Source organism: Kribbella sp. NPDC002412 (assembly GCF_053592935.1).
Genome location: NZ_JBSFBL010000028.1, coordinates 72796 through 97095 on the forward strand (window position 1 = coordinate 72796; position 24300 = coordinate 97095).

20 protein-coding genes are annotated in these 24300 nt (G+C 69.5%); 10 read left to right on the top strand and 10 right to left on the bottom strand.

Annotated elements, in window-relative coordinates:
• Window positions 1-18: 18 nt before the first annotated feature.
• The 3 genes from ACWCOV_RS22720 to ACWCOV_RS22730 all read right to left on the bottom strand — a co-directional run bounded on the left by ACWCOV_RS22720 (window position 19) and on the right by ACWCOV_RS22730 (window position 4048).
• The gene (locus ACWCOV_RS22720) at window positions 19-906 is read right to left on the bottom strand and encodes an N-acetylglucosamine kinase (protein ID WP_449831289.1); all 888 of its coding nucleotides are present in this window, start codon (window positions 904-906) and stop codon (window positions 19-21) included.
• An 80-nt stretch (window positions 907-986) separates the two neighbouring features.
• A complete protein-coding gene (locus ACWCOV_RS22725; RefSeq protein WP_449831290.1) occupies window positions 987-2414 on the bottom strand; it encodes a gamma-aminobutyraldehyde dehydrogenase in 1428 nt (475 codons plus the stop codon).
• A gap of 8 nt (window positions 2415-2422) precedes the next feature.
• Complete coding sequence (locus ACWCOV_RS22730) at window positions 2423-4048, bottom strand: amidohydrolase (RefSeq protein WP_449831291.1); 1626 nt, start codon at window positions 4046-4048, stop codon at window positions 2423-2425.
• Between the two features lie 157 nt (window positions 4049-4205).
• On the opposite strand from ACWCOV_RS22730, the gene ACWCOV_RS22735 reads away from it, so the two are divergent.
• A complete protein-coding gene (locus tag ACWCOV_RS22735) occupies window positions 4206-5594 on the top strand; it encodes an aspartate aminotransferase family protein (RefSeq protein WP_449831292.1) in 1389 nt (462 codons plus the stop codon).
• Between the two features lie 34 nt (window positions 5595-5628).
• Here ACWCOV_RS22735 and ACWCOV_RS22740 read toward each other — a convergent pair whose 3' ends face one another.
• The 5 genes from ACWCOV_RS22740 to ACWCOV_RS22760 are packed head-to-tail and all read right to left on the bottom strand — an operon-like array spanning window position 5629 to window position 11015.
• The gene (locus ACWCOV_RS22740; protein WP_449831293.1) at window positions 5629-6993 is read right to left on the bottom strand and encodes an NAD(P)/FAD-dependent oxidoreductase; all 1365 of its coding nucleotides are present in this window, start codon (window positions 6991-6993) and stop codon (window positions 5629-5631) included.
• A complete protein-coding gene (locus ACWCOV_RS22745) occupies window positions 6990-7790 on the bottom strand; it encodes an ABC transporter permease (protein WP_449831294.1) in 801 nt (266 codons plus the stop codon). Before ACWCOV_RS22745 ends, ACWCOV_RS22740 begins: the two co-directional genes overlap by 4 nt.
• Window positions 7787-8689, bottom strand: coding sequence for an ABC transporter permease (locus ACWCOV_RS22750; RefSeq protein ID WP_449831295.1), 903 nt, complete (start codon window positions 8687-8689; stop codon window positions 7787-7789). The genes ACWCOV_RS22745 and ACWCOV_RS22750 overlap by 4 nt, the downstream gene beginning before the upstream one ends.
• Window positions 8686-9819: an ABC transporter ATP-binding protein gene (locus ACWCOV_RS22755; RefSeq protein ID WP_449831296.1), complete on the bottom strand. Its 1134-nt coding sequence runs from the start codon at window positions 9817-9819 to the stop codon at window positions 8686-8688. Before ACWCOV_RS22755 ends, ACWCOV_RS22750 begins: the two co-directional genes overlap by 4 nt.
• Before the next feature lie 5 nt (window positions 9820-9824).
• Window positions 9825-11015, bottom strand: coding sequence for a polyamine ABC transporter substrate-binding protein (locus ACWCOV_RS22760; RefSeq protein ID WP_449831297.1), 1191 nt, complete (start codon window positions 11013-11015; stop codon window positions 9825-9827).
• Window positions 11016-11160: 145 nt separating this feature from the next.
• On the opposite strand from ACWCOV_RS22760, the gene ACWCOV_RS22765 reads away from it, so the two are divergent.
• The gene (locus tag ACWCOV_RS22765) at window positions 11161-11643 is read left to right on the top strand and encodes an Lrp/AsnC family transcriptional regulator (protein ID WP_449831298.1); all 483 of its coding nucleotides are present in this window, start codon (window positions 11161-11163) and stop codon (window positions 11641-11643) included.
• A gap of 77 nt (window positions 11644-11720) precedes the next feature.
• Window positions 11721-13004, top strand: coding sequence for an NAD(P)/FAD-dependent oxidoreductase (locus tag ACWCOV_RS22770; protein ID WP_449831299.1), 1284 nt, complete (start codon window positions 11721-11723; stop codon window positions 13002-13004).
• On the opposite strand, the gene ACWCOV_RS22775 is transcribed toward ACWCOV_RS22770, so the two are convergent.
• Window positions 13001-13636 (bottom strand): hypothetical protein, encoded by a 636-nt coding sequence (locus ACWCOV_RS22775; RefSeq protein ID WP_449831300.1) that lies wholly within the window; start codon window positions 13634-13636, stop codon window positions 13001-13003. The genes ACWCOV_RS22770 and ACWCOV_RS22775 overlap by 4 nt on opposite strands.
• A 77-nt stretch (window positions 13637-13713) precedes the next feature.
• On the bottom strand, window positions 13714-14454 hold the full coding sequence (locus ACWCOV_RS22780) for a GntR family transcriptional regulator (RefSeq protein ID WP_449831301.1): 741 nt from the start codon (window positions 14452-14454) through the stop codon (window positions 13714-13716).
• 129 nt (window positions 14455-14583) lie between these two features.
• On the opposite strand from ACWCOV_RS22780, the gene ACWCOV_RS22785 reads away from it, so the two are divergent.
• From ACWCOV_RS22785 to ACWCOV_RS22815, 7 genes are all read left to right on the top strand, one after another.
• Entirely contained in the window at window positions 14584-15717 is a 1134-nt protein-coding gene (locus tag ACWCOV_RS22785; protein WP_449831302.1) for an FAD-dependent monooxygenase, read from the top strand.
• A 77-nt stretch (window positions 15718-15794) separates the two neighbouring features.
• Entirely contained in the window at window positions 15795-16583 is a 789-nt protein-coding gene (locus ACWCOV_RS22790) for a TIGR03084 family metal-binding protein (protein WP_449831303.1), read from the top strand.
• On the top strand, window positions 16580-18292 hold the full coding sequence (locus ACWCOV_RS22795) for an acyclic terpene utilization AtuA family protein (protein ID WP_449831304.1): 1713 nt from the start codon (window positions 16580-16582) through the stop codon (window positions 18290-18292). Before ACWCOV_RS22790 ends, ACWCOV_RS22795 begins: the two co-directional genes overlap by 4 nt.
• Window positions 18289-19407 carry an acyl-CoA dehydrogenase family protein gene (locus ACWCOV_RS22800; protein WP_449831305.1) on the top strand — a complete coding sequence of 373 codons (1119 nt, stop codon included), beginning with the start codon at window positions 18289-18291 and terminating at the stop codon, window positions 19405-19407. The genes ACWCOV_RS22795 and ACWCOV_RS22800 overlap by 4 nt, the downstream gene beginning before the upstream one ends.
• A 115-nt stretch (window positions 19408-19522) precedes the next feature.
• On the top strand, window positions 19523-21088 hold the full coding sequence (locus ACWCOV_RS22805; protein ID WP_449831306.1) for an acyl-CoA carboxylase subunit beta: 1566 nt from the start codon (window positions 19523-19525) through the stop codon (window positions 21086-21088).
• 5 nt (window positions 21089-21093) lie between these two features.
• Complete coding sequence (locus ACWCOV_RS22810) at window positions 21094-23142, top strand: acetyl/propionyl/methylcrotonyl-CoA carboxylase subunit alpha (protein WP_449831307.1); 2049 nt, start codon at window positions 21094-21096, stop codon at window positions 23140-23142.
• Window positions 23139-24296, top strand: coding sequence for an acyl-CoA dehydrogenase family protein (locus ACWCOV_RS22815; protein ID WP_449831308.1), 1158 nt, complete (start codon window positions 23139-23141; stop codon window positions 24294-24296). The genes ACWCOV_RS22810 and ACWCOV_RS22815 overlap by 4 nt, the downstream gene beginning before the upstream one ends.
• Window positions 24297-24300 lie beyond the last annotated feature (4 nt).

Here is a 24300-nt window from a genome sequence, read left to right on the forward strand (position 1 = left end):
GGGGCGGCATTAGCACCGTCACGAGCGGTGGGTGATGATCAGGTCGGCGTACGGACCCGGTGGACTCGTCGCCAAGCGCTCTGCGCCGTCGAGGGACGTCCCGGCGGCTGGCACGAGCTGCACTCGGTCGGGCACGGCCGCGCGAACCGGACCGAGCAGTTGCTCGCCCGCGCCGGCGAGCAGGCCGCCGACGCACGCCACCGGGACTTCACCCCGTCCCGCGAGCGTTGCGACGGCCGCGTCGATCGTCTCGGCGATGTCCCGCGCGGCCCGTACGACGAGGTCCGTCGCGACCGGGTCACCTTCGGCGGCACAACGCAGTACCTCTGGAGCGAACCGGGCGACGTCGTCCACCAGAGTGGCGGACCTGTAAAGCGTCACCGGATCCAGCGTGGTGTCCGCGAGCTTCGTGGCCGGCCCACGACCGTCCCGAGCCCGCTGTACGGCGACCAGCCCGGCGCGACCGATGGCGAAGGCGCTCCCGGCGTCGCCGAACAGGTAACCGTGGCCGTCCACCTTGTGCCAGGAGCCGTCCCGGTCGACGGCCAGGCAGACCAGTCCGGTGCCGGCAGCAACCACCACGCCGTACCCGTCGGCTAGTGCACCTGCGTGCGCGGTCACCATGTCCTGGGTCAGGCGCACCTCACTGGCGTCCAGCAACTCAGCTACCTGTGCAGCCAGTGCCTCTGCGACCTCGCGCACGGGCGGGAACCCGGTCAGTCCCAGCGCGACGACCTCCACCGGGCCGGCAAGGTCTGCAGCGGCTGCGGCGGTCCGGATTGCCTCCAGCGACCGCGGGATGCTGTCCGGACCGTGCACGTAGCCCGGCCCGGTGCCGACCTGCCCGGTGGGGAGGACCCGCAGTCTGAGGGCGGACTGCCCACCGTCGATGGCAACGCTCGTCATACCGGTCTTCCTCTTGGCCTGTTCTCGCGCCCTACTCTGGCGCGAACCGGGCGTGCAGGTAAAGGACCTCGTTTAGACCACTAGGGCTCGATGTTCGACATGACGTGCTTGATGCGGGTGTAGTCCTCGAGGCCGTACATGGAGAGATCCTTGCCGTAGCCGGAGTGCTTGAAGCCGCCGTGCGGCATCTCGGCGACGATCGGGATGTGGGTGTTGATCCAGACGCAGCCGAAGTCGAGGCGGCGGGCCATCCGCAGCGCGCGGCCGTGGTCGCGGGTGAAGACCGACGAGGCCAGGCCGTACTCGACGCCGTTCGCCCAGCGCAGTGCCTCGTCCTCGTCGGTGAACTGCTGGACGGTGACGACCGGCCCGAAGATCTCCTGCTGGATCGCCTCGTCGTCCTGCCGCAGTCCGGAGACCACGGTCGGCGCGTAGAAGTACCCGCGGTCGCCGACCGTCTGCCCGCCGGTGCGAAGCGTCGCGTGGTCGGGCAGCCGGTCGATGAAGCCGCTGACCCGGCTGAGCTGATTGGCGTTGTTCAGGGCGCCGTACGCGACGTCCGGATCGTCGGGCGGCCCGGTCTTGACGTCGCGCGCCAGGTCGGAGATGGCGTCGACGAAGTCGTCGTGGATGCGCGGTCCAGCCAGCACGCGGGTGGCAGCGGTGCAGTCCTGGCCGGCGTTGAAGTAGCCCGCGTCCGCGATCGCCTGCGCCGCCTTCTCCAGGTCGGCGTCGTCGAAGACCACGACCGGTGCCTTGCCGCCGAGCTCGAGATGCGTGCGCTTCAGCTGACGCGACGCGGCGGACGCGACCTCCATCCCGGCCCGGACCGATCCGGTGATCGCGACGAGTTGCGGGATCTCGTGGTCGACCAGGGCCCGGCCGGTGTCCCGGTCACCGCACACGACATTGAGCACGCCGGGCGGCAGGAACTCGCCGCACAGCTCAGCCAGCAGCACGGTCGACGCGGGCGTGGTGTCACTCGGCTTCAGGACGACGGTGTTGCCGGCCGCGAGCGCCGGCGCGATCTTCCAGATCGCCATCATCAGCGGGTAGTTCCAGGGCGTGACCTGTCCGACGACACCGATCGGCTCCCGCCGGATCCACGAGGTGTGGCCGGCCAGGTACTCACCGGCCGACCGGCCCTCCAGCACCCGGGCCGCACCGGCGAAGAACCGCAACTGGTCCACACACGGCGGCACCTCGTCGCTCGCGGTCAGCGCCAGCGGCTTGCCCGTGTTCCGGCTCTCCACCTGCACGAACTCGTCGGCGCGCTGCTCCATTGCGTCGGCGATCTTCAGCAGCGCCAGCTGCCGCTCGGCCGGCGTGGTGTCCCGCCAGGTCTCGAAGGCACGGGCCGCCGCGGTCATCGCCTGGTCGACGTCCTCGGGCCCGGACCGCGACGCCTGCGTGTAGACCGCGCCGGTCGCCGGCTCGATGACGTCGTACGTCGCTCCACTGAGCGCACCCACCGACTTGCCGTCCACGAAGTTCCTGAGCTCAGCCATGTCAGTCCTTATCTCGTCGATCGATCACCGAAGACGCAGACGCCTTCGACATAGGTGGCCCGCACCCGGGCCTCGGCAATCTCCGCAACCGGTCCGGCGAACGGGTCCCGGTCGAGAACGGCCAGGTCCGCGAGCGCGCCGGCCTGGATCCGTCCGGTCTCGTCCTCGTGGTTCAGCCACGCGCTCCCCGACGTGTACGCCGCCAACGCGGTCGCCAGGTCCAGGGCCTGCTCGGGCAGGAACGGGTCGGCGTCGTCAGGCGAGCTCCGGTTCACCGCGACGTGTACGGCGGCCAGCGGGTCCGGACTCGACACCGGCCAGTCGGAGCCGGCCGCGAGCCGTGCGCCCGACCGGGCCAGGTCGCCGAACGGGTATTGCCACCCGGCCCGCTCGGGCGCGAGGAACGGAATCGTGAGGTCCACCATCTGCGCATCCCGAACCGCCCACAACGCCTGCAGGTTCGCGGTGACGCCGAGCTGGGCGAACCGCGCGATGTCCTTCGGATGCACGACCTGAAGGTGAGCGATGTGGTGCCTCAGATCGCGGTCGCCGTTCCGCTGCAGTGTCGCCTCGAACGCGTCCAGCGCCTCACGGACCGCGCGGTCCCCGATCGCGTGCACGTGGACCTGGAAGCCTTCGGCGTCCAGCTTGGTGATGTTCTCTCGCAGCTCGATCGGATCCACGAACGACAGGCCGGCGTTGGCGGTGCGGCAACCACAGCCGTCGTAGTACGGCTCGAGCATTCCGGCGGTGAAGTTCTCGGCCACGCCGTCCTGCATGATCTTCACGCTGCCCGCCCGGAACCGCCGTTGGCTCAAGGCGTCGCGCCGTACCACCAGGTCTGAGATCTGCTCGGGACCGCGGTCGCGCTGCCACCAGAGGGCGCCGACCACGCGTGCTGTCAGGCGGCCGGCGGTTGCCAGCTCGGCGTACGCCGGTCCTGGGTCGCTCATGTTGGCGTAGTCGCCGACGATCGCGTCCTGCCAGCCGGTGATGCCGAGTGAGTGCAGGTACGTCTGCGCGTCGGTCAGCGCGTCGACGAGCTCCCGGTGGGTTGTGGGTGGGACGTGGCGGCCGACGAGGTCCATCGCGCCCTCGTGCAGGGTGCCGGTCGGTGCGCCATCCGGTCCGCGTTCGATCCGGCCGTCGGGCGGGTCCGGGGTCCGCGCGTCGATGCCGGCGAGTTTCAACGCGCGGGTGTTCACCCAGGCGCCGTGGTGGTCGGCGTTCACCAGGAAGGCCGGACGGTCTGGGACGACAGTGTCGAGGTCGGCCACGGCCGGCGCTCCGTTGGCGAAGTCCGGCTGGTGCCAGCCGCCGCCGAGGATCCACGGGACGTCCGGGTGACTTCCGGCGTACGTCGAGATCCGTTCGAGGTACGACGGGAGGCCGGACGCCGGCGCGAGGTCGCAGCGGGCGCGCTCCAGGCCGCCCTGGACCGGGTGGATGTGGGCGTCCACGAAGCCGGGCAGCAGCAGACCGCCTGCCAGGTCGACGACATCGGTGTCGGGGCCGATCAGCTGCGTGACGTCCGGGGCGATCGCGACGATCCGGCCGGACCGGACGCCGACCGACAGCCCGGGCCGGTGCCGGTGGCCGTCGAACACCGCGCCGTTGACGAACACCGTGTCCACCCGCCCACCTCCCAAGGATGCGGATTCCGCATCAGATCGCGTAGTGAACCGCTGACATCGACACCATATCGGCTCTGATGGCACGAAATCACTTGCCAGCATGTCTTGGGCGCGGGAGGATGGCGGGCAACGGCAAGCACCAGACGAAGGGATCGACATGCCGTCCGACACGCTCGACGACGCCGGCTTCGCCCACCTGCAACAGTCGGCGCGCGACCACCTGTGGATGCACTTCACCAGGTTGTCGAGCTACCAGCAGGCCGACGTACCGGTGATCGTCCGGGGTGACGGCGTGCACGTGTACGACGCCCGCGGCAAGCGGTACCTGGACGGGCTGGCCGGGCTGTTCGTCAGCCAGCTGGGCCACGGCCGCACCGAGCTCGCCGAAGCGGCGGCCAAGCAGGCCGCGGAGCTGGCGTTCTTCCCGCTCTGGTCGTACGCGCACCCCAAGTCGATCGAGCTGGCCGAGCGCGTCGCCGGCTACGCGCCCGGCGACCTGAACCGGGTGTTCTTCACCAGCGGCGGCGGCGAGGCGGTCGAGTCCGCCTGGAAGCTGGCCAAGCAGTACTTCAAGCTCACCGGCAAACCCGCCAAGCACAAGGTCATCAGCCGCGCGATCGCCTACCACGGCACCCCGCACGGCGCGCTGTCGATCACCGGGCTACCGGAGCTGAAGGCGCCGTTCGAGCCGTTGGTGCCGAGCACGTTCCGGGTCCCGAACACCAACATCTACCGGGCCCCGATCCACGGCGACGACCCGGCCGCGTTCGGCCGCTGGGCCGCCGACCAGATCGCGGTCGCCATCGAGAACGAAGGCGCCGACACCGTCGCCGCCGTCTTCCTCGAGCCGGTGCAGAACGCCGGCGGCTGCTTCCCGCCGCCGCCCGGCTACTTCGACCGGGTCCGCGAGATCTGCGACGAGTACGACGTCCTGCTCGTCAGCGACGAGGTGATCTGCGCCTTCGGCCGGCTCGGCCACATGTTCGGCGCCGAACGCTACGGCTACCAGCCCGACATCATCACCTGCGCGAAGGGCCTCACGTCCGGGTACGCCCCGCTCGGCGCCATGATCGCGACCGACCGGCTGGCCGAGCCGTTCCTGCACGGCGACACCACGTTCGCCCATGGCTACACCTTCGGTGGCCACCCCGTATCCGCCGCGGTCGCGCTGACCAATCTGGACATCTTCGAGCGCGAAGCCATCAACGAGCACGTCCGGGCCCGGGAGGGGGAGTTCCGGGCGACGCTCGAACAGCTGCTCGACCTGCCGTTGGTCGGCGACGTCCGCGGCGACGGGTACTTCTACGGCATCGAACTGGTCAAGGACAAAGCCACCAAGGAGACCTTCGACGACGAGGAGTCCGAACGCCTCCTCCGCGGCTTCCTCTCCAAGGCCCTCTTCGACGCCGGCCTCTACTGCCGAGCCGACGACCGCGGCGACCCCGTCATCCAACTCTCCCCACCCCTGATCTGCGACCAGTCCCACTTCACCGAAATAGAACAAATCCTCCGCACAGTCCTCACCGAAGCCGAATCCAAGCTGTAGTTCCCCGTGCGTAGCGCGCGTGGGTTGACCGCAGTTAGAAGTCGAAGCCGAGGCCTAGGCGGTCCAGGGTGCGGAGCCACAGGTTTCGGTGGCCGGCGTTGGTGTCGGCTTGGGTCATGGCGTGGCGGGTTAGGTGGATGGCGGCTGAGCGGAGGGGTTCGGGTGGGAAGGGGAGGGGGCGTTCGCGGACCATGCGGAGGTCGGTGCGGTCGGTGGATTCGGCGTATAGGAGGTCGAGCATGACGTCGGCGCCGAAGCGGGTGGCGGCTACGCCCAGGCCGGTGTAGCCGAGGGCGTAGCTGAGGCGGCCCCGGTGTGCCGTGCCGAAGAAGGCGCAGAAGCGGGTGCTGGTGTCGATGACGCCACCCCAGCGGTGGGTGAAGCGGAGGCCTTCCAGTTGAGGGAAGGTCTCGAAGAAGTGCTGGGCGAGCATGAGGTGGATGTCGTCGCGTTGTTCCAGGGCGGGGTTGATGCGGCTGCCGTAGTAGTAGAGAGGTATGTAGCCGCCCCACAGGATGCGGTCGTCGCGGGTGAGCCGGTAGTAGTGGAAGAGGTTCGACGCGTCGCCGACGCCTTGGCGCCCGCGCCAGCCGATGGCGGCGAGCTGAGCGGGCGAGAGCGGCTCGGTGACGAGCACGAGGTCGTAGACGGGCACCGTGTAGAGCCGCAGTCGCCGAAGCAACGACGGAAACGCATTGGTCGCCAGCGCGATCCGGTCCGCGCGGACCGAACCCATTGCTGTTGACAACAATCCGGACGAGAGCCGGCGCACCCGCGTGTTCTCGTAGATCCGTACGCCGAGTTCCAGGCACGCTTCACGCAGTCCCCAAGCAAGCCGGGCAGGCTCGACCAAGGCAGTATTCGCAACGTCGAGCAACCCACCGAGATAGGTCGGTGAGTTCACCTCGGCCCGTACGGCGTCCTGGTCCAGCAACACCACGCCGTCCCGCACAGCAGCTTCCGAGGCGAGTTCGTCCAGGTGGTGGGGCGCGGTGGCGACGGTGAGCTCGCCGGTACGGCGCCAGTCGCAGTCGATCCCGAGTCGCGCGATGGTGGCGCCGATCGCGTCCAGGTTCTCCCGTCCGAGTCGCTCGAGGACGGGCATCTCCTCCGGCCAGCGGGCCATGCCGTTCGCGAAGCCGTGGGTCAGGCTGGCGTCGCAGAATCCGCCGTTGCGGCCACTGGCCGCGGACCCGCAGGTGTACGCCTCGAGCAGCACGATGTCGAGGTCCGGGTAACGCTCCTTGGCCCGCAACGCGGTCCAGAGGCCGGTGTAGCCGCCACCGACCACAGCCAGGTCCGCGACCTCATCTCCATGCAGCGGCGGCAGGGCTTCCGGGGCCGCCTTGTCGTCGAGCCAGAAGACCAGCGGTTCTGCCTCGCTGAGAGGCGACGTCATCGGGTCCTTCGCCGGCGGGCGAGTTCGCCGCCGAGCACGAGGACGAGGGCGAGCAGGAACATCGCCGTACCGACGACGTTGATCTGCGGCGGGAGGTCGCGCTGCGCCGATCCCCAGACGTACATCGGGAACGTCACCGTGGTGCCGGCGTTCAGGTTGGTGATGATGAAGTCGTCGAAGGACAGCGAGAAGCTGAGCAGCGCGGCGGCCAGGATGCCGGGGAAGACCAGCGGGAACGTGATCCGCCAGAACGTCTGCCACTCGTTGGCGTAGAGGTCCATCGCGGCCTGTTCCAGCCGGGAGTCCATCCCGGTCAGCCTCGCCTTCACGGTCACCACCACGAAGGACAGGCAGAACATCACGTGCGCGATCAGGATCGTCCAGAACCCGAGCTGCCCGCCGAACCCGCTGGACACGAACAGGGCCAGCAGCGACGCGCCGAGCACGATCTCCGGCGAGGCCATCGGCAGGAAGATGAACAGGTTCGTCGCGGACCGCCCGCGGAACCGGTGCCGAACCATCGCAAAGGCCATCAAGGTCCCGAGCGCGGTGGCGATGACGGTGGCCAGCAAGCCGATCCGGAGGCCGGTGCTGACCGCTTCGCACAGTCCGAGCGGCCGGCACGGGTTCAGCCAGTTGTCCCAGGTGAAGCCGTCGAACGTGTACGACAGCTTGCTCTCCGGCGCGTTGAACGACATCAGGATCACGACGGCGATCGGCGCGAACAGGTACAGCAGCACGAGCACCGCGAGCACCATGATCAGGTGGCGCCCGACGAACCGGCCGGCTCTGGTCATACCAGCTCCTCCGTTCCGGCCCGCCGTACGTAGAAGAGCACGAGTACGACGATCGCGGCCATCAGCGTCACCGACAGCGCGGCTGCGGTCGGGTAGGCGCCGGCGGCGAACAGGCGCTGGATGTCGTTCCCGATCATCCGCTGCTTCGGCGTGCCGAGCAGCTGGGCGTTGATGTAGTCGCCCGCCGCCGGGATGAAGGTCAGCAGCGTGCCGGCGACCACGCCCGGCATCGACAGCGGCAGCGTAACCGTTCTGAAGGTCGTGAACGGACCGGCGAACAGGTCGCCACCGGCCTCGATCAGCCGGCGGTCGATCCGCTCCAGGCTGGCGTACAGCGGCAGCACCATGAACGGCAGGAAGTTGTAGGTGAGCCCGGTGACCACGGCGGCCGTTGTCGCCAGCAACCGTCCGTCCGGACCGAGGATCCGGATCGTCTGCAGGAAGTCGACCACGAACCCGTTGTCGCTGAGCAGCAGCTTCCAGGACAGCGTCCGGATCAGGAAGCTGGTGAAGAACGGCGCGATCACCAGCGCCAGCATCAGGTTCTTCCACCGGCCGGCCTTGATCGCGATCGCGTACGCCAGCGGGTAGCCGAGCAGCAGGCAGAACGCGGTGGTGAGCAGCGCGTACCAGAGCGACCGCCCGAACGGGCGCGCGTAGTCGGCCATCGCGTCGACGAAGTTCTGCCAGTGCCAGGTCATCGCGAACCCGGTCTCGATCGACCCGTTCGGGTCGTACAGGCTGGCGGCCAGCAGCGACACCAGCGGTACGGCGAAGAAGAGCAGCAACCAGAGTCCGCCCGGAAGCAGCAGCAGGTACGCCGTCAGCCGCCGGCCGGACCGCTCCGGTTTGGTGGCCGGGGTCGGCGCGGTCGCCCCCAACTGACCGACCGCGCTCACCCGGCACCACCCGGGTCGTCGATGTCCTCGACTCCCGCGAGTGCGTCCTGCCTGGCGTCCAGCACGAACGTGTGCGACGGCTGCCAGTGCAGGTCCACCTGGTCTCCGACCTCGAGCGCCTCCCGCGCACCGGTGTTCTGCTCGAAGACCGTCAGCTCCTGGTCCCACGGCAAGCGCGTCAGGTACTGCGTGCTCACACCGACGTAACTGACGTCAGTCACGACCCCTCCGCGCAACTGGTTCACGCCGTTGCTCTGCTCCGTACCTGCCGGGGCCAGGAACACCTTCTCCGGCCGGATCCCCATCCAGACCTCGCCCTCGGTGACCCGGCACCGGGGCAGCGGCACCGTCACCTTCCGGCCGTGCACGTCGAGGACCAGGTTCTGGTCGGACTTGCCGATGATCGCGGCCCGGATCAGGTTCGACTGCCCCAGGAAGTTCGCCACGAACGTGGTGGCGGGCAGGTCGTACAGCTCGGTGGGGGTGCCGAGTTGCTCGATCAGGCCGCCGTTCATCACCGCGATGGTGTCGGCCATCGTCATGGCCTCTTCCTGGTCGTGCGTGACGTGCACGAAGGTGATGCCGACCTCGGTCTGGATCCGCTTGAGCTCGAGCTGCATCTGCCGGCGCAGTTTCAGGTCGAGCGCCCCCAGCGGCTCGTCCAGCAGCAGCACCTGCGGCTGGTTGATCAGGGCCCGGGCCAGCGCGACCCGTTGCTGCTGGCCACCGGACAGCTGCGCCGGCTTTCGCTTGCCGAAGGCGCCGAGCTCGACCAGCTCGAGCATCTCCTCGACCTGCGGTTTCACGTCCTTGACGCCACGGCGGCGCAGCCCGAACGCGACGTTCTCGAAGATGCTGAGGTGCGGGAACAGGGCGTAGTTCTGGAACACCGTGTTGACCGGTCGTTTGTACGGGCGCAGTCCGGTGATGTCCTGCGCACCCAGCCGGATGCTGCCGGTGCTCGGTTCCTCCAGGCCGGCGATCATCCGCAGGGTGGTGGTCTTGCCGCAGCCGGACGGTCCGAGCAGCGCGAAGAACGCGCCGGACGGGACGGTCAGCTCGACCTGGTCGACCGCACGCTGAGCGCCGTACTGCTTGCTGATTCCGGACAGGACGAGGTCACTGGTCATTGGGCTCAGCCCCCGATCGCGAGGTTGAAGTCGGTTTCGTAGAGCTTCGCCTGGGCCGTGTCCAGCGGCATGAAGGCGAACGTCTTGGCCAGCATTTCCTGGTCGGGGAAGATCAGCGGGTCCTCGACCAGCTCCGGGTCGATCGCCTCCATCGCCTGCTGGGCGCCTTCGACCGGGCAGATGTAGTTCACCCAGGCCGCCAGCGTGGCCGCGACCTCGGGGTCGTAGTAGTAGTTCATCAACGCTTCGGCGTTCGCCTTGTGGTCCGCCCTGTTCGGCACCATCAGGTTGTCCGACCACAGGTTGAGGCCTTCTTCGGGGACGACGAACTTGATGTCGGGGTTCTCCGCCTGCATCGCGATCACGTCGCCCGACCAGGCCTCGCAGGCGGCGATGTTGCCGGCGTTGAGGTCCTGCACGTAGTCGTTGCCGGTGAAGCGGCGGATCTGGCCGGAGGCGACCTTGTCCTGGAGCAGCTCGAGCGCCTTGCTCCACTCCGCGTCGTCGAAGTTGCCGGGGTCCGCGCCGGTCAGGCGCAGCATGAAGCCCATCGTGTCGGGCATCTCGGACAGCATCGTGATCCGGCCCTTGAGGTCCTCGCGGTTGAGGAGATCCGTCATGCTGCCCACCTCGGAGGTGACCTTCGAGTTGTAGGCGATCCCGGTCAGCCCGCTCTGCCAGGGTGCGCTGTGGTCGCGGTTCGGGTCCCAGCTCGGCGCCTTGAGCTTCGGCAGCAGGTTGGCGTCGACGTTCGGGATGTTGGCGTGGTCGAGCTTCTGGATCCAGCCCAGCCCGATCATCCGGGCCGCCATCCAGTCGGTCAGCGCGAACAGGTCGCGGCCGCACGGCTCGCAGGAGCCGAGCTGGTCACGGACCTTGCCGTAGAACTCGGCGTTGTCGTTGACGTCGGCGGTGTAGGTGACCTTGATCCCGGTCTCGCCCTCGAAGGCGGCCAGCGTCGGCGGCGCGGCCTTACTGTCCTCCTCGTTCTCGTCGATGTACCCGGGCCAGTTCGAGAAGATCAGCGTCTTCTGCTCCGCGGACAGGTCGGTACTGACGCACTCCCCTTCGGCCTGCTTCGCCGGCGGGATGCCGCACCCGGCCAGCAGACCACCGCCGGCCAGCCCGAGGGCGGACAGCGTCATCCCCCGCAGCACGGTCCGGCGGCCGACCAGAGGTTGGTGACGAGGACTCATCGGACCTCCTAGAAGGCTGCCTTCGCGGGCGATACTGTCAAACCGAGCTGATCTAGACAAGGGATTCCGTAGCTGTTCGGGCATTTTGCAACGAATTCCGCTGCGCCGACTTGCTTACGCCCCGTGACACTGAGAGGATCTCGGGGTGGCAGTGCGAACGGGGAACCCGGACAAGAACCAGGCGTTGCTGGACGACACCTCGAAGGCGATCATCGAGCAGCTCCAGGTCGACGGGCGCCGGTCGTACGCCGCCATCGGCAAGGCCGTCGGGCTGTCCGAGGCCGCGGTCCGGCAGCGGGTGCAGCGGCTGACCGACGCCGGGGTGATGCAGGTCGTCGCGGTCACCGATCCGCTCGAGCTCGGCTTCGACCGGCAGGCGATGATCGGGATCAAGGCGGAGGGCTCGCTGGAGCCGATCGCGGACGAGCTCGCGGCGATGGACGAGGTCGAGTACGTCGTGATCACGGCCGGCTCGTTCGACCTGCTGGCCGAGGTGCTGTGCGAGAGCGACGAGCACCTGCTGCAGGTGCTGTCCGAGCGGATCCGACAGATCGAGGGGGTAAAGGCGACCGAGACCTTCGTCTACCTCAAGTTGGTGAAACAGACCTATTCCTGGGGTGTGCGCTGATCCTTTGGGGGGACACCGGAGAGCCCGCGGAGCACGCCGCCGGGCGGCCCGGGCTCGCGGCCGACCGGGACGCCGACGTGGCGATCGTCGGCGCCGGCTACACCGGCCTGTGGACCGCGTACTACTTGGCGAAAGCCGATCCGGCGCTGCGCATCGTCGTACTCGAGGCCGAGACGGCCGGGTTCGGGGCGTCAGGTCGCAACGGTGGCTGGTGTTCCGCGTTCTTCCCGGCCTCGTCGCGCAAGCTGGCGGCGCTGCCGGGATCGAGTCGCGAGGCCGCGATCGAGATGCACCGGGCGATGCAGGCCACGGTCAACGAGGTCGGCCTGGTCAGCCTTGCCGAGGGCATCGACTGCGACTACCACAAGGGCGGCATGGTCGCGCTGGCGCGCAGTCCGGCCCAGCTCGCCCGCGCCCACGCGATGGTTGCCGACGCCCACGAGTGGGGTCCCGGTGACCTGCGCTTCCTCGGTGCCGCGGAAGCAGTCCGCAAGGTGCACGCGACGAACGTGCTCGGGGCGGTGTTCACTCCACACTGCGCGGCGATCCATCCCGGCAAGCTGGTGCGCGGGCTGGCCGGCGTCGTCGAGCGCCTCGGCGTGACGATCCACGAGCAGACGCCGGTGACCGAGATCGGGCCGGGTCGTGCGGTCACGCCGTACGGCGTTGTGCGGGCCGACGTCGTGGTCCGGGCGACCGAGGGGTTCACGCCCTTGTTGAAAGGGCACACGCGGACGTTGCTGCCGGTCTACTCGCTGATGGTCGCGACCGAGCCGCTCGACGACGCGACCTGGGCGCGGATCGGGCTGGCGGATCGGCCCACGTTCAGCGATCTGCGACACCTGATCATCTACGGGCAGCGGACGGCCGACGGACGGATCGCTTTCGGTGGCCGCGGTGCGCCGTACCACCTCGGCTCTCGGGTCAAGCCGTCGTACGACGATGCGCCGCGGGTGTTCGCGTCGTTGCGGGCGACCGTGCGGGAGCTGTTCGGCGAGCTCGACGACGTCCGGTTCACGCACGCTTGGGGCGGGCCGCTCGGTGTCGCGCGGGACTGGTGCGCCTCGGTCGGGCTCGACCGGGGGTCTGGGCTGGCGTGGGCTGGTGGGTACGTCGGGGACGGCGTGAGTACGACGAACCTCGCCGGGCGGACGTTGACGGATCTGATCCTGCGCCGGGACACCGCGCTGACCCGGTTGCCGTGGGTCGGGCATCGATCCCGCCGGTGGGAGCCGGAACCGCTGCGGTGGCTCGGGATCAACGCGGCCCGGCGGGCGGTGACGGTCGCGGACGCCGAGGAGCAGCTGACCGGTCGCGACAGCCGGATCGCCCGCCTGCTCGCCCCACTGCTCGGGGACTAACGGACGGCGAGTTGCGCGGAGTCGGCCATCAGCGACTCGAGCGGCAGGCCGGACAGCGGGATACTCGGCCGCATCCAGTCGTTGAGGATCGGCTCCTCGGTCACGTGACCGACGAGCTCGGTGCGGCTGAGCTCGAACACGTGCGCCGGGTTGCCGGTCAGGTCGACGACGGTTCGCATCAGCCGGGCGGCCTGGTCCTCCCACAGGATGTCGCCCTGGTCGATCTGGTCCGGGCGGATCAGCAGCACGTCGACGTCGCTCTCCAGGTCACCGTCGCCGCGCGCGATCGCGCCGTACAGGCTGGCGTGCACCGGCGGGATCCGCCAGGCGCTGATCTCGTCGGCGAGCCGGCTGCTGAGGGTGCCGCGGAGGTCGGCGAGGAACTCCACCGCCGGAGCGACCAGGTGCTTGCGATTGAGGTGATAGAGCAACGAGTTGCCGACGTCGTCGACGTGCACCAGACCGGTGGCGGCCAGTCGTTGCAGGACCAGGCGGACGCCGGCGACGCTGCCGGTCCCGGCGAGCTTGTGGATCTGCCGCCCGGACAGGCCGCCTTCGCTGCGCGCGAGTACCTGCAACACGGGACCGTCCAACGACGGGATGACGGTGCTGATCGGGCTTCTGAGATCCATGGCGGCACCCACGATAGTCAGCGGCTGCCCACCGAGAGTAATCATCGTGACGGGACAACAACTCTTGCTCAGGGCAACTACAGGCCCTGGGCCGTGGATCGCAGGGTCGGCGTGGTGCGGAGCTCGGTGGTGAACGCGTAGCGGTCGCCGCGGTAGAGGGCCGAGGTGTACTCGAAGACGCGGTCGCGGCGGTCGAAGCTGATGCCGTGGACAGCGAGACACGGCTGGCTGGTCGGGATGTCGAGCCAGCCGGCGGTCTTCGCGTCGGGCATGACGGGTTCGATCCGGGACGTTCCGCTGACGTGGTCGATGCTGTACCGGGAGTCGAGCAGCTCGTAGAGCGAGCCGTCCAGGTCGGCGGCCTGCAGACCGGGGACGTACCCGGCCGGGAGCGTCGTGCGTTCGACCACCATCGGCACGTCGTCGGCGAGCCGGAGCCGGGTGAACGTGATGATCGGGTCGCCGACCGGGATCCGCAGCCGGCGCGCGGCGGCCCGCTCGGCCTTCTGGTGCCGGAACTCGATCATCGTGCTGCCCGGCCGCATCCCGCGCCGCCGGACGTCCTCGGAGAAGCCGATCATGCCCAGCCACTTCGCCACCTTCGGCCGGGTCGTGTACGTCCCGCTGCCGTGCCGGCGGACGAGCAACTCCTCGATCACCAGCTCGTCGACCGCTCGGCGCAGCGTCATCCGGGCCACGTTCCAGCGCACGGCGAGCTCCCGCTCCGGCGGCAGCGCGGCGCCCTCCGGCAGCGAGTCGATCAAGCTGAGCAGCAACGCCCGGATCTCGGCGGCCTTCCCGGGCAGCGAACCATGCATTGGTCTTGGGTAGCACCGGCACCGGGTCGTCAGACAGCTCTTCCACACCGATCGAATCCCTTGCGTCCGGCACCGAACCTGCTAGACCACTTCGACACGGCGCTCCCGCGAAGAAGTAACCTCCGAGGCGTGGGGACGCGTGAAGAAGCTTCGACCGCGGTCGTCATCGGCGCCGGGATCGGCGGCCTGGCGGCAGCGGTGGGGCTGCAGCGGATCGGCTGGTCGGTCACGGTGCTCGAGCGGGCGCCGATCATCGCCGAGGTCGGCGCCGGGCTGACGGTCTGGCCGAACGCGGAGCGGGCGCTGGACGCGCTCGGCGTCGAGATCCGGTCCCGGTCGGTCCCGACGATCTCCCGCGGCAACCTCCGGACGTCATCGGGCCGCTGGCTCCGGCACAGTCACCCGGAGGATGTCGGCGTACTCGCGATTCACCGGGCCGACCTGCACGACGTACTGCGGAAGGAGTTGCCCGACGAGGCGCTGCACACCGACGCCGAGGTGGTGTCGGTGTCGCCTGAAGGCTCCGTGGTCTGTGCGGACGGCCAGGAGTTCACCGCCGACCTGGTGATCGCGGCGGACGGAGTCAACAGCGTGACCCGCCGCAGTTTGTGGTCCGGCGATCCCGTCTTCCAGCATCGGAGCGTCTGGCGCGGAGTGACGCGTTCCGGGTCGGTATGGCCGGTGCAGGAGACGATGACGTTCGGGCGTGGGGTGCAGGCCGGCGTACTCCCGCTCCCGGATGAGCGCGTCTACTGGTTCCTGATGGTCAACGCCGCCCAGCCGAACCAGTTGTACGGCGACGATCGCGCCGAAGTACTGCGCCGGGTCCGGCACTGGCACCGCCCGATCCCGGAACTGGTCGCGGCGACTCCCGAGGACCAGGTGCTGCACAACGACATCGTCGACCTCGACCCACTGCCGACGTACGTGAAGGATCGCGTCGTCCTGCTCGGGGACGCGGCACACGCGATGTCGCCGGACCTCGGCCAAGGCGCGTGCCAGGCGATCGAGGACGCGGTCGTCCTGGCCGCCGCCCTCGCCGCCGACAAGCTGCCCGAGGCGCTGAAGCGGTACGACGAGCAGCGCCGGGCGCGGCTGAAGCCGATGAAGGAGGCCGCCCGCGCGTCCCTGAAGCGGACCTCGAGCACCGGCCTGGCCGCCCACCTCGCGGTCTCGCTCGCCGCCCGGCTGATCCCGCCCGCGGCGTGGCGGAAGGCGACCGCGCGATGGTCCGAGTGGACGCCGCCTGAGCTGCCAAAGTGAAAAACAAGCACGCTTGATTCTTTTTCCCGACCGTGCAACGCTCGGCTGCACACCATCCCTACCGCGGGGAGTGCAGCGTGCAACTGGACGAAGTGCTGGCCGACCTGTGGGCCGAGAGCGCCGAGCTGGACCGGCTGGTCGGTGGCCTGCCGGCCGAGGACTGGGCGACGCCGACTCCGGCCGAGGGCTGGACGATCGCGCACCAGATCGCCCACCTGGCCTGGACCGACGAGGCCGCGCACCTCGCCGTCACCGATCCGGACGGCTTCCAGGTCTCCCTCGAGAAGGCGGCCGCGAGCCCGGCGACGTACGTCGACGAGGGCGCCAACGAGACGGCCGCGCTGCCGCCCGACCAGCTGCTGACCTACTGGCGGGAGACGCGGGCCGACCTCGCCGAGGCGCTCAAGAAGGTCCCGGCCGGGCAGAAGGTGCCGTGGTACGGGCCGCCGATGAGTCCGACCTCGATGGCGACGGCGCGGTTGATGGAGACGTGGGCGCACGGCCAGGACGTGGTCGACGCGCTCCAGGTCACCCGCCCGCCGTCGAACCGGCTGCGGCACGTCGCCCACCTGGCGGTCCGGACCCGCGACTTCGCGTACCTCCTGAACAACCGCACCCCGCCGCCCGAACCGTTCCACGTGGAGCTCACCGGTCCGGACGGCGACACCTGGACCTGGGGTCCCGACGACGCCGGGCAGCGGGTCACCGGTCCCGCGCTCGACTTCTGCCTGCTGGCGACGCAGCGCCGGCATCGCGACGACCTCGCCGTACGCAGTGAAGGTTCCGACGCGGAGGAATGGCTCGGCATCATCCAGGCGTTCGCCGGGCTGCCGGGCAAGGGTCGTACGGCGGGGCAGTTCGGATGACCGCGCCGATCAGGATCGGGAACGCGTCCGGGTTCTACGGCGACCGGTTCAGCGCGGTCCAGGAGATGCTCACCGGCGGACCGCTCGACGTGCTGACCGGCGACTACCTGGCCGAGCTGACCATGCTGATCCTCGGCCGGGACCGGCTGAAGGACCCGTCGCTCGGGTACGCGCGGACGTTCCTCAAGCAGCTCGAGACCGGGCTCGGCGAGGCGCTCGACCGCGGCGTCAAGATCGTCAGCAACGCCGGCGGCCTCAACCCGGCCGGCCTGGCTCAGGCGATCGCCGAGCTGGCCGGGAAGCTCGGGCTGCAGCCGAGGATCGCGTACGTCGAAGGCGACGACCTGCTCGGCCGGGCGGACGAGCTCGGCCTCGGCACCCCGCTGACCGCCAACGCGTACCTCGGCGCCTGGGGGATCGCCGAAGCCCTCCAGGCCGGCGCGGACGTCGTCGTCACCGGCCGGGTCACCGACGCCTCGGTGATCGTCGGCCCGGCCGCCGCCCACCACGGCTGGAAGCGGACCCAGTACGACGAGCTCGCCGGAGCGGTCGCGGCCGGTCACGTGATCGAGTGCGGCTGCCAGGCGACCGGCGGGAACTACGCGTTCTTCGGCGAGATCCGGGACCTCGGCCGGCCCGGGTTCCCGATCGCGGAGATCCACGCCGACGGCAGCAGCGTGATCACCAAGCACGACGACACCGGCGGCGCGGTCACGATCGACACGGTCAAGGCGCAACTGCTGTACGAGATCGCCGGCGCCCGGTACGCCGGTCCGGACGTCACCACCCGCCTCGACTCGGTCGAGCTGAGCGACGACGGGCCCGACCGGGTCCGGATCAGCGGCGTCCGCGGTGAGCCGCCGCCACCGACGTACAAGGTGTCGCTGAACAGCGTCGGCGGGTTCCGCAACGAGGTCGACTTCGTGCTGACCGGGCTGCAGCTGGAGGAGAAGGCCGAGCTGGTGAAGGCCCAGCTCGAGCGGGCGCTCCCGAAGCGGCCCGCCGAACTGCGCTGGTCGCTCACCTGGACCGAGAAGCCGAACGCGGACACCGAGGAGGAGGCCAGCGTCTTCCTCCGCTGCGCGGCGAAGGACCCGGATCCGAAGGTAGTCGGCCGGGCGTTCTCCAACGCCGCGATCGAGCTGGCGCTCGCGAGCTACCCCGGGTTCCACGTCACCGCGCCGCCTGGCGACGGATCGCCGTACGGCGTCTTCCGGGCCGGGTACGTCGATATCCGGGAGGTCGAGCACGTCGCCGTACTGCCGGATGGGACGCGGAAGGTGGTCGAGCCGGCCGCGGAGACGCAGCCGCTGACACCGGTCGAGGACACCGAGCTGCCGATGCCGTTGCCGCAGCTCGCGTCGAGTGGTCGGCCGCGGACGCGGGAGGTCCCGCTCGGCCGGATCGCCGGGGCGCGGTCGGGTGACAAGGGCGGCGACGCGAACGTTGGTGTGTGGGTGCGGCAGGAGAAGGCTTGGCGATGGCTCGCGCACACGCTGACCGTCGAGCTGTTCCAGGAGCTGCTCCCAGAGACCCAGCCACTAACCGTCACCCGCTACCTCCTCCCGAACCTGTGGGCGATCAACTTCGTCGTCGAAGGCTTGCTGGGTGAGGGCGTCGCCGCACAGGCACGCTTCGATCCGCAGGCGAAGGCGGTCGGCGAGTGGCTGCGGTCCCGGTACGTCGACGTGCCGGAGGTGTTGCTGTGAACGACTTCCGGGAGTCCGTACGGCGGTTCATGGCAGCCGAGGTCCTGCCCTACCTGGATGAGTGGGAGCGGGCCGGCGAGCTGCCGCGGGAGTTGCACGAGAAGGCGGGGAAGCTCGGGCTGCTCGGGGTCGGCTTTGCGGATGCGGTCGGCGGTGGCGGCGGCTCGTTGCCGGACGCGATCGCGGTGGTCGAGGAGATGCACTACGCGGGTGGATCCGGTGGGCTGGTGGCGTCGCTGCTGACCTGTGGGATCGCGTTGCCGCATATCGTTGCTTCAGGCAACCAGGAGCAGATCGAGCGGTGGGTGCGGCCGACGCTCGAGGGCTCGTTGATCGGCGCGCTGGCGATCACCGAGCCCGACGGCGGCTCGGATGTCGCCTCGCTGCGTACGACGGCCCGGCGGGACGGTGACTCGTTCGTCGTCAACGGCGCGAAGACCTACATCACGTCGGGCTGCCGGGCGGACTTCGTCACGACCGCGGTGCGCACTGACGGGCCGGGTGCGCACGGGATCAGCCTGCTGGTGATCGAGAAGGACACTCCCGGGTTCGTGGTGTCGCGGAAGCTCGAGAAGCTGGGGTGGTTGTGCTCGGACACGGCCGAGCTCTCGTTCACGGATGTCCGTGTGCCGGCAGCCAACCTGATAGGTGCCCAGGGCACCGGGTTCGTGCAGCTTGCGGTGAACTTCGTGGCTGAGCGGCTGACGCTCGCGGTGCAGGCGTACGCCGGAGCGCAGCGGGCGCTCGACCTCACCGTCGAGTGGTGCCGCAACCGCGAGACGTTCGGGCGGCCGTTGATCTCGCGGCAGACCGTGCAACACACGCTGACGGAGATGGCCCGCCGGATCGATGTCGCCCGCGTCTACGTGCACTCGGTCGCCGAGCGGGCTGCACGCGGCGAGGACGTGATCGCCGAGACCTGCTTCGCCAAGAACACCGCTGTCGAGGCCGGGCAGTGGGTCTGCGACCAAGCCCTGCAGCTGCACGGCGGTCTCGGCTACATGCGGGAGGCCGAGGTCGAACGCCAGTACCGCGACCAGAAGATCCTCGCGATCGGCGGCGGCACCACCGAGATCCTGACCGGCCTGGCCGCGAAACGACTGGGGTACACATGACTGTGCACATCGCCACGCTGCCGCGCGGCGGGTCATGGGGCTTTGGCTCCCGGCCTTCCCTCGTCACTCCAGTCGCTTCGCTCCCTCCGCTCCTCAGTCCAGGCCGGGAGGCCCCATGACCCATCGCGAGGCGATGCTGGAGAAGCTCGTCGCGTTGGACGCCGAGCATGCGAAGGCGCTGGCGGGCGGCGGCGAGAAGTACGTCGACCGGCACCACAAACGCGGCAAACTGCTGGCCCGCGAGCGGATCGAGTTGCTGCTCGACCCGGACACGGCGTTCCTGGAACTGTCACCGCTGGCCGGCTGGGGTTCGGACTTCACGGTCGGGGCGAGCCTGGTCACCGGGATCGGCGTGGTCGAGGGGGTGGAGTGCCTGATCACCGCGAACGACCCGACCGTCAAGGGCGGCGCGAGCAACCCCTGGACGCTGAAGAAGGCGCTGCGGGCCGACGAGATCGCCCGCGCGAACCGGTTGCCGGTGATCAGCCTGGTCGAGTCCGGCGGCGCGGACCTGCCGACGCAGAAGGAGATCTTCATCCCCGGCGGCGCGATGTTCCGCAACCTGACCCGGTTGTCGGCCGAGGGCATCCCGACCATCGCGCTGGTGTTCGGCAACTCCACCGCGGGTGGCGCGTACATCCCGGGTATGAGCGACTACGTGGTGATGGTCGACGGTGGCGCGAAGGTGTTCCTGGCCGGGCCGCCGCTGGTGAAGATGGCGACCGGTGAGGACGCCGACGACGAGTCGCTCGGCGGCGCGTCGATGCACGCGCGCACGTCCGGGCTGGCCGACTACTTCGCCGTCGACGAGCAGGACGCGATCCGGCTCGGCCGCCAGATCGTGTCCCGGCTGAACTGGCGCAAACTCGGTCCGCCGCCGGCAGCGTCGTACGACGAACCGCTCTTCGACGCCGACGAGCTGCTCGGGATCGTGCCGGGTGACCTGAAGATCCCGTTCGACCCGCGGGACGTGATCGCCCGGGTGGTGGACGGGTCGGTGTTCGACGAGTTCAAGCCGCTGTACGGGTCGTCGCTGGCGACCGGGTGGGCCTCGGTGCACGGGTACCCGGTCGGGATCCTGGCGAATGCGCGCGGGGTGCTGTTCAGCGAGGAGTCGCAGAAGGCGGCGCAGTTCATCCAGCTGGCGAACCGGGCGAACACGCCGCTGATCTTCCTGCACAACACCACCGGCTACATGGTCGGGCAGGAGTACGAGCAGGGCGGGATCATCAAGCACGGCGCCCAGATGATCAACGCGGTGTCGAACTCGCGGGTCCCGCACATCTCGATCCTGATGGGTGCGTCGTACGGCGCCGGGCACTACGGGATGTGCGGCCGGGCGTTCGACCCGCGGTTCCTGTTCGCCTGGCCGTCGGCGAAGTCGGCGGTGATGGGGCCGCAGCAGCTGGCCGGCGTGCTGTCGATCGTGGCGCGGGCGGCCGCGGCGGCGAAGGGGCAGCCGTACGACGAGGACGGCGACGCCGCGATGCGCGCGTACGTCGAGGGACAGATCGAGGCGGAGTCGCTGCCGATGTTCCTGTCCGGGCGGCTGTACGACGACGGCGTGATCGACCCGCGGGACACCAGGACCGTGCTCGGGATCTGCCTGTCCGCCATCCACTCCGCCCCGGTCGAGGGCACCCGCTTCGACGGCGCCAACTTCGGCGTCTTCCGGATGTGATGCCGATGACCACCGCGCTGCTGGTCGCCAACCGTGGCGAGATCGCCCGGCGGATCTTCCGGACCGCACGCTCGCTGGGTCTCTCGACCGTCGCGGTCCACTCCACCGCCGACGCGGGCTCGCCGCATGTCGCCGAGGCCGACGCGGCGGTGCACCTGCCCGGGAACACGCCCGGAGAGACGTACCTCCGCGGTGACCTCATCATCGAGGCCGCGGTGCGGGCGGGCGCCGACGCGATCCACCCCGGCTACGGGTTCCTGTCCGAGAACGCCGGTTTCGCACAGGCGGTGATCGACGCCGGGCTGACCTGGATCGGGCCGCCGGTGGACGCGATCTCGTCGATGGGGTCGAAGATCGAGGCGAAGAAGCTGATGGCGGCGGCGGGGGTGCCGGTGCTGGCGGAGCTCACGCCTGCTGAGGTGTCGGCTGCCGACCTGCCGGTGCTGGTGAAGGCGTCGGCCGGTGGTGGCGGGCGCGGGATGCGGGTGGTGTCGCGGCTGGAGGATCTGCCTGGCGAGATCGAGGCCGCGTCGGCGGAGGCGTTGTCCGCGTTCGGGGACGGGACGGTGTTCTGCGAGCGCTACCTGACGGCCGGCCGGCACATCGAGGTGCAGGTCATGGCCGACCAGCACGGCACGATCTGGGCAGTCGGCGAACGCGAGTGCTCCATCCAGCGCCGCCACCAGAAGGTCGTCGAAGAAGCCCCGTCGCCGCTCGTCGAGCGCATCCCCTCCATGCGCCCCCACCTCTTCGACGCCGCCCGCAAGGCAGCCGCCGCGATCAACTACGTCGGCGCCGGCACGGTCGAGTTCCTCGCCGACGAGTCAGGCAACTTCTACTTCCTCGAAATGAACACCCGCCTCCAGGTGGAACACCCCGTCACGGAAGAAACCACAGGCCTGGACCTGGTCGAACTACAACTAGCCATCGCGGACGGCGCACGTCTCCCGGCGGAGCCCCCGCCGACAGTCGGCCACGCGATCGAGGTCCGGCTCTACGCAGAAGACCCAACCAACGACTGGCAACCCCAAACAGGCACGCTCCACCGCTTCGCGCTGGAGCGTGAGATGAACAGTGCGCCGGCCCCCGGCCGACCCCACTCCCTCGGCCACGACCGGCCGCTCGGTTCCACCACCCCGTCGAACGGGCATGCGGTTGAGCGGTCGGTCGACGTGACGAGTTGGGGTGCGGTGCAGGCGGGAGCATCTGCGCGGTTGCGGGTGGATTCCGGGGTTGAGGATGGGTCGGAGGTTTCGCCTTACTACGACGCGATGTTGGCGAAGGTGATTGCTTCTGGGAGTGACCGGACTGCGGTGGCTCGGCGGTTGGCGGGGGTGTTGGAGCGGGGGCGGGTTCATGGGGTGGGGACGAATCGGGATCTGCTGGTCTGGGTTCTGCGGCATCCGGCGTTTTTGGCTGGAGACACTGACACCGGCTTCTTTGAGGCGCATGGTGTGGGGGGTGGGGTGCGGCCGGAGGTTGAGTGGTTGTCGGCGTTGGCGGCGGCGCTTGCTGATGCAGCAGGGCGGAGTGGGCCGGTGCGGGTGCCGAGTGGGTGGCGGAATGTGGTTTCGCAGCCGCAGCGGAAGAGGTACCGGGTTGGGGACGAGGTGCATGAGGTTGCCTATCGGCTGACTCGGGACGGGTTGGACGTGGACGGCAACGTGGAGCTTGTCTCCAGCAGCCCGGAGCGCGTGGTGCTGGAGGTTGACGGCGTACGGCGGGCGTTCGACGTGGCGGCGTACGACGGGTTGGTCTGTGTGGACTCGCCACTGGGAAGCGTGGCGTTGGAGCCGATGGAGCGGTTCCAGGATCCGTCGCGGCAGGTGGCGGCGGGGTCGCTGGTGGCGCCGATGCCGGGGACGGTGATCCGGGTCGGCGTACAGGTGGGTGACAAGGTCGAGCAAGGGCAGCCGCTGCTGTGGCTGGAGGCGATGAAGATGGAGCACACGATCGCGAGCCCGGCGGGTGGAGTGGTGAGTGAGCTCAGGGTCGAGGCAGGTCAACAGGTCGAGGTCGGGGCGGTACTGGCCGTGGTAGGGGAGGAAGCATGAGCTTCGTCGAGTCCGAAGAGCGCCAGGCACTGCGCAAGGCAGTCGGCGAGCTGGGGAAGAAGTACGGCTACGAGTGGTTCAACCGGCAGGCGCGGAGCGGTGGGCACACCACCGAGCTGTGGCTGGAGGCTGGCAAGCTCGGGTACCTCGGCGTCAACCTCCCCGAGGAGTACGGCGGTGGAGGCGGCGGCATGGCCGACCTGTCGATCGTGCTGGAGGAGCTCGGCGCCGCGGGCTGCCCGCTGCTGATGCTGGTCGTCTCGCCCTCGATCTGCGGCACGGTGATCGGGCGGTTCGGCACCGACGAGCAGAAGCGGCACTGGCTGCCCGGTCTGGCCGACGGTACGACGATCATGGCGTTCGCGATCACCGAGCCCGACGCCGGCTCGAACTCGCACGAGATCACCACGACCGCACGCCGGACCGAGAACGGCTGGTCGCTGACCGGGCGCAAGGTCTTCATCTCCGGCCTCGACGTCGCGCAGGCCGTCCTGGTCGTCGGCCGGACCGAGGACGCCCGCACCGGCAAGCTCAAACCGGCCCTGTTCATCGTGCCGGTGGACGCGCCGGGCGTGGAGTTCACCCAGATCGAGATGGACCTGGTCAGCCCGGACAAGCAGTTCGCGCTGTATCTGGACGACGTACAACTGCCGCGCGAGGCGCTGGTCGGCTCCGAGGACGCGGCGCTGCTGCAGCTCTTCGCCGGGCTGAACCCGGAGCGGATCATGGCGTCCGCGTTCGCGATCGGCATCGCCCGGCACGCGCTCGGCAAGGCCACGGCGTACGTCAAGGACCGCCAGGTCTGGAAGACTCCGATCGGCGCACACCAGGGCATCGCGCACCCGCTCGCGCAGATCAAGATCGAGCTCGAGCTGGCCCGGCTGATGCTGCAGAAGGCCGCCGCCCTGTACGACGCCGGCGACGACCTGGCCGCGGGCGAGGCGGCGAACATGGCCAAGTACGCGGCCGGCGAGGTCGCGGTCCGCGCCACCGACCAGGCGGTCCAGTCGCTCGGCGGCAACGGCATGACCAAGGAGTACGGCGTCGCCTCGCTGGTCGCGGCCGCGCGGGCGACCCGGATCGCGCCGGTCAGCCGGGAGATGATCCTCAACTTCGTCGCCCAGCACAGCCTGGGCCTGCCCAAGTCCTACTGAGAGG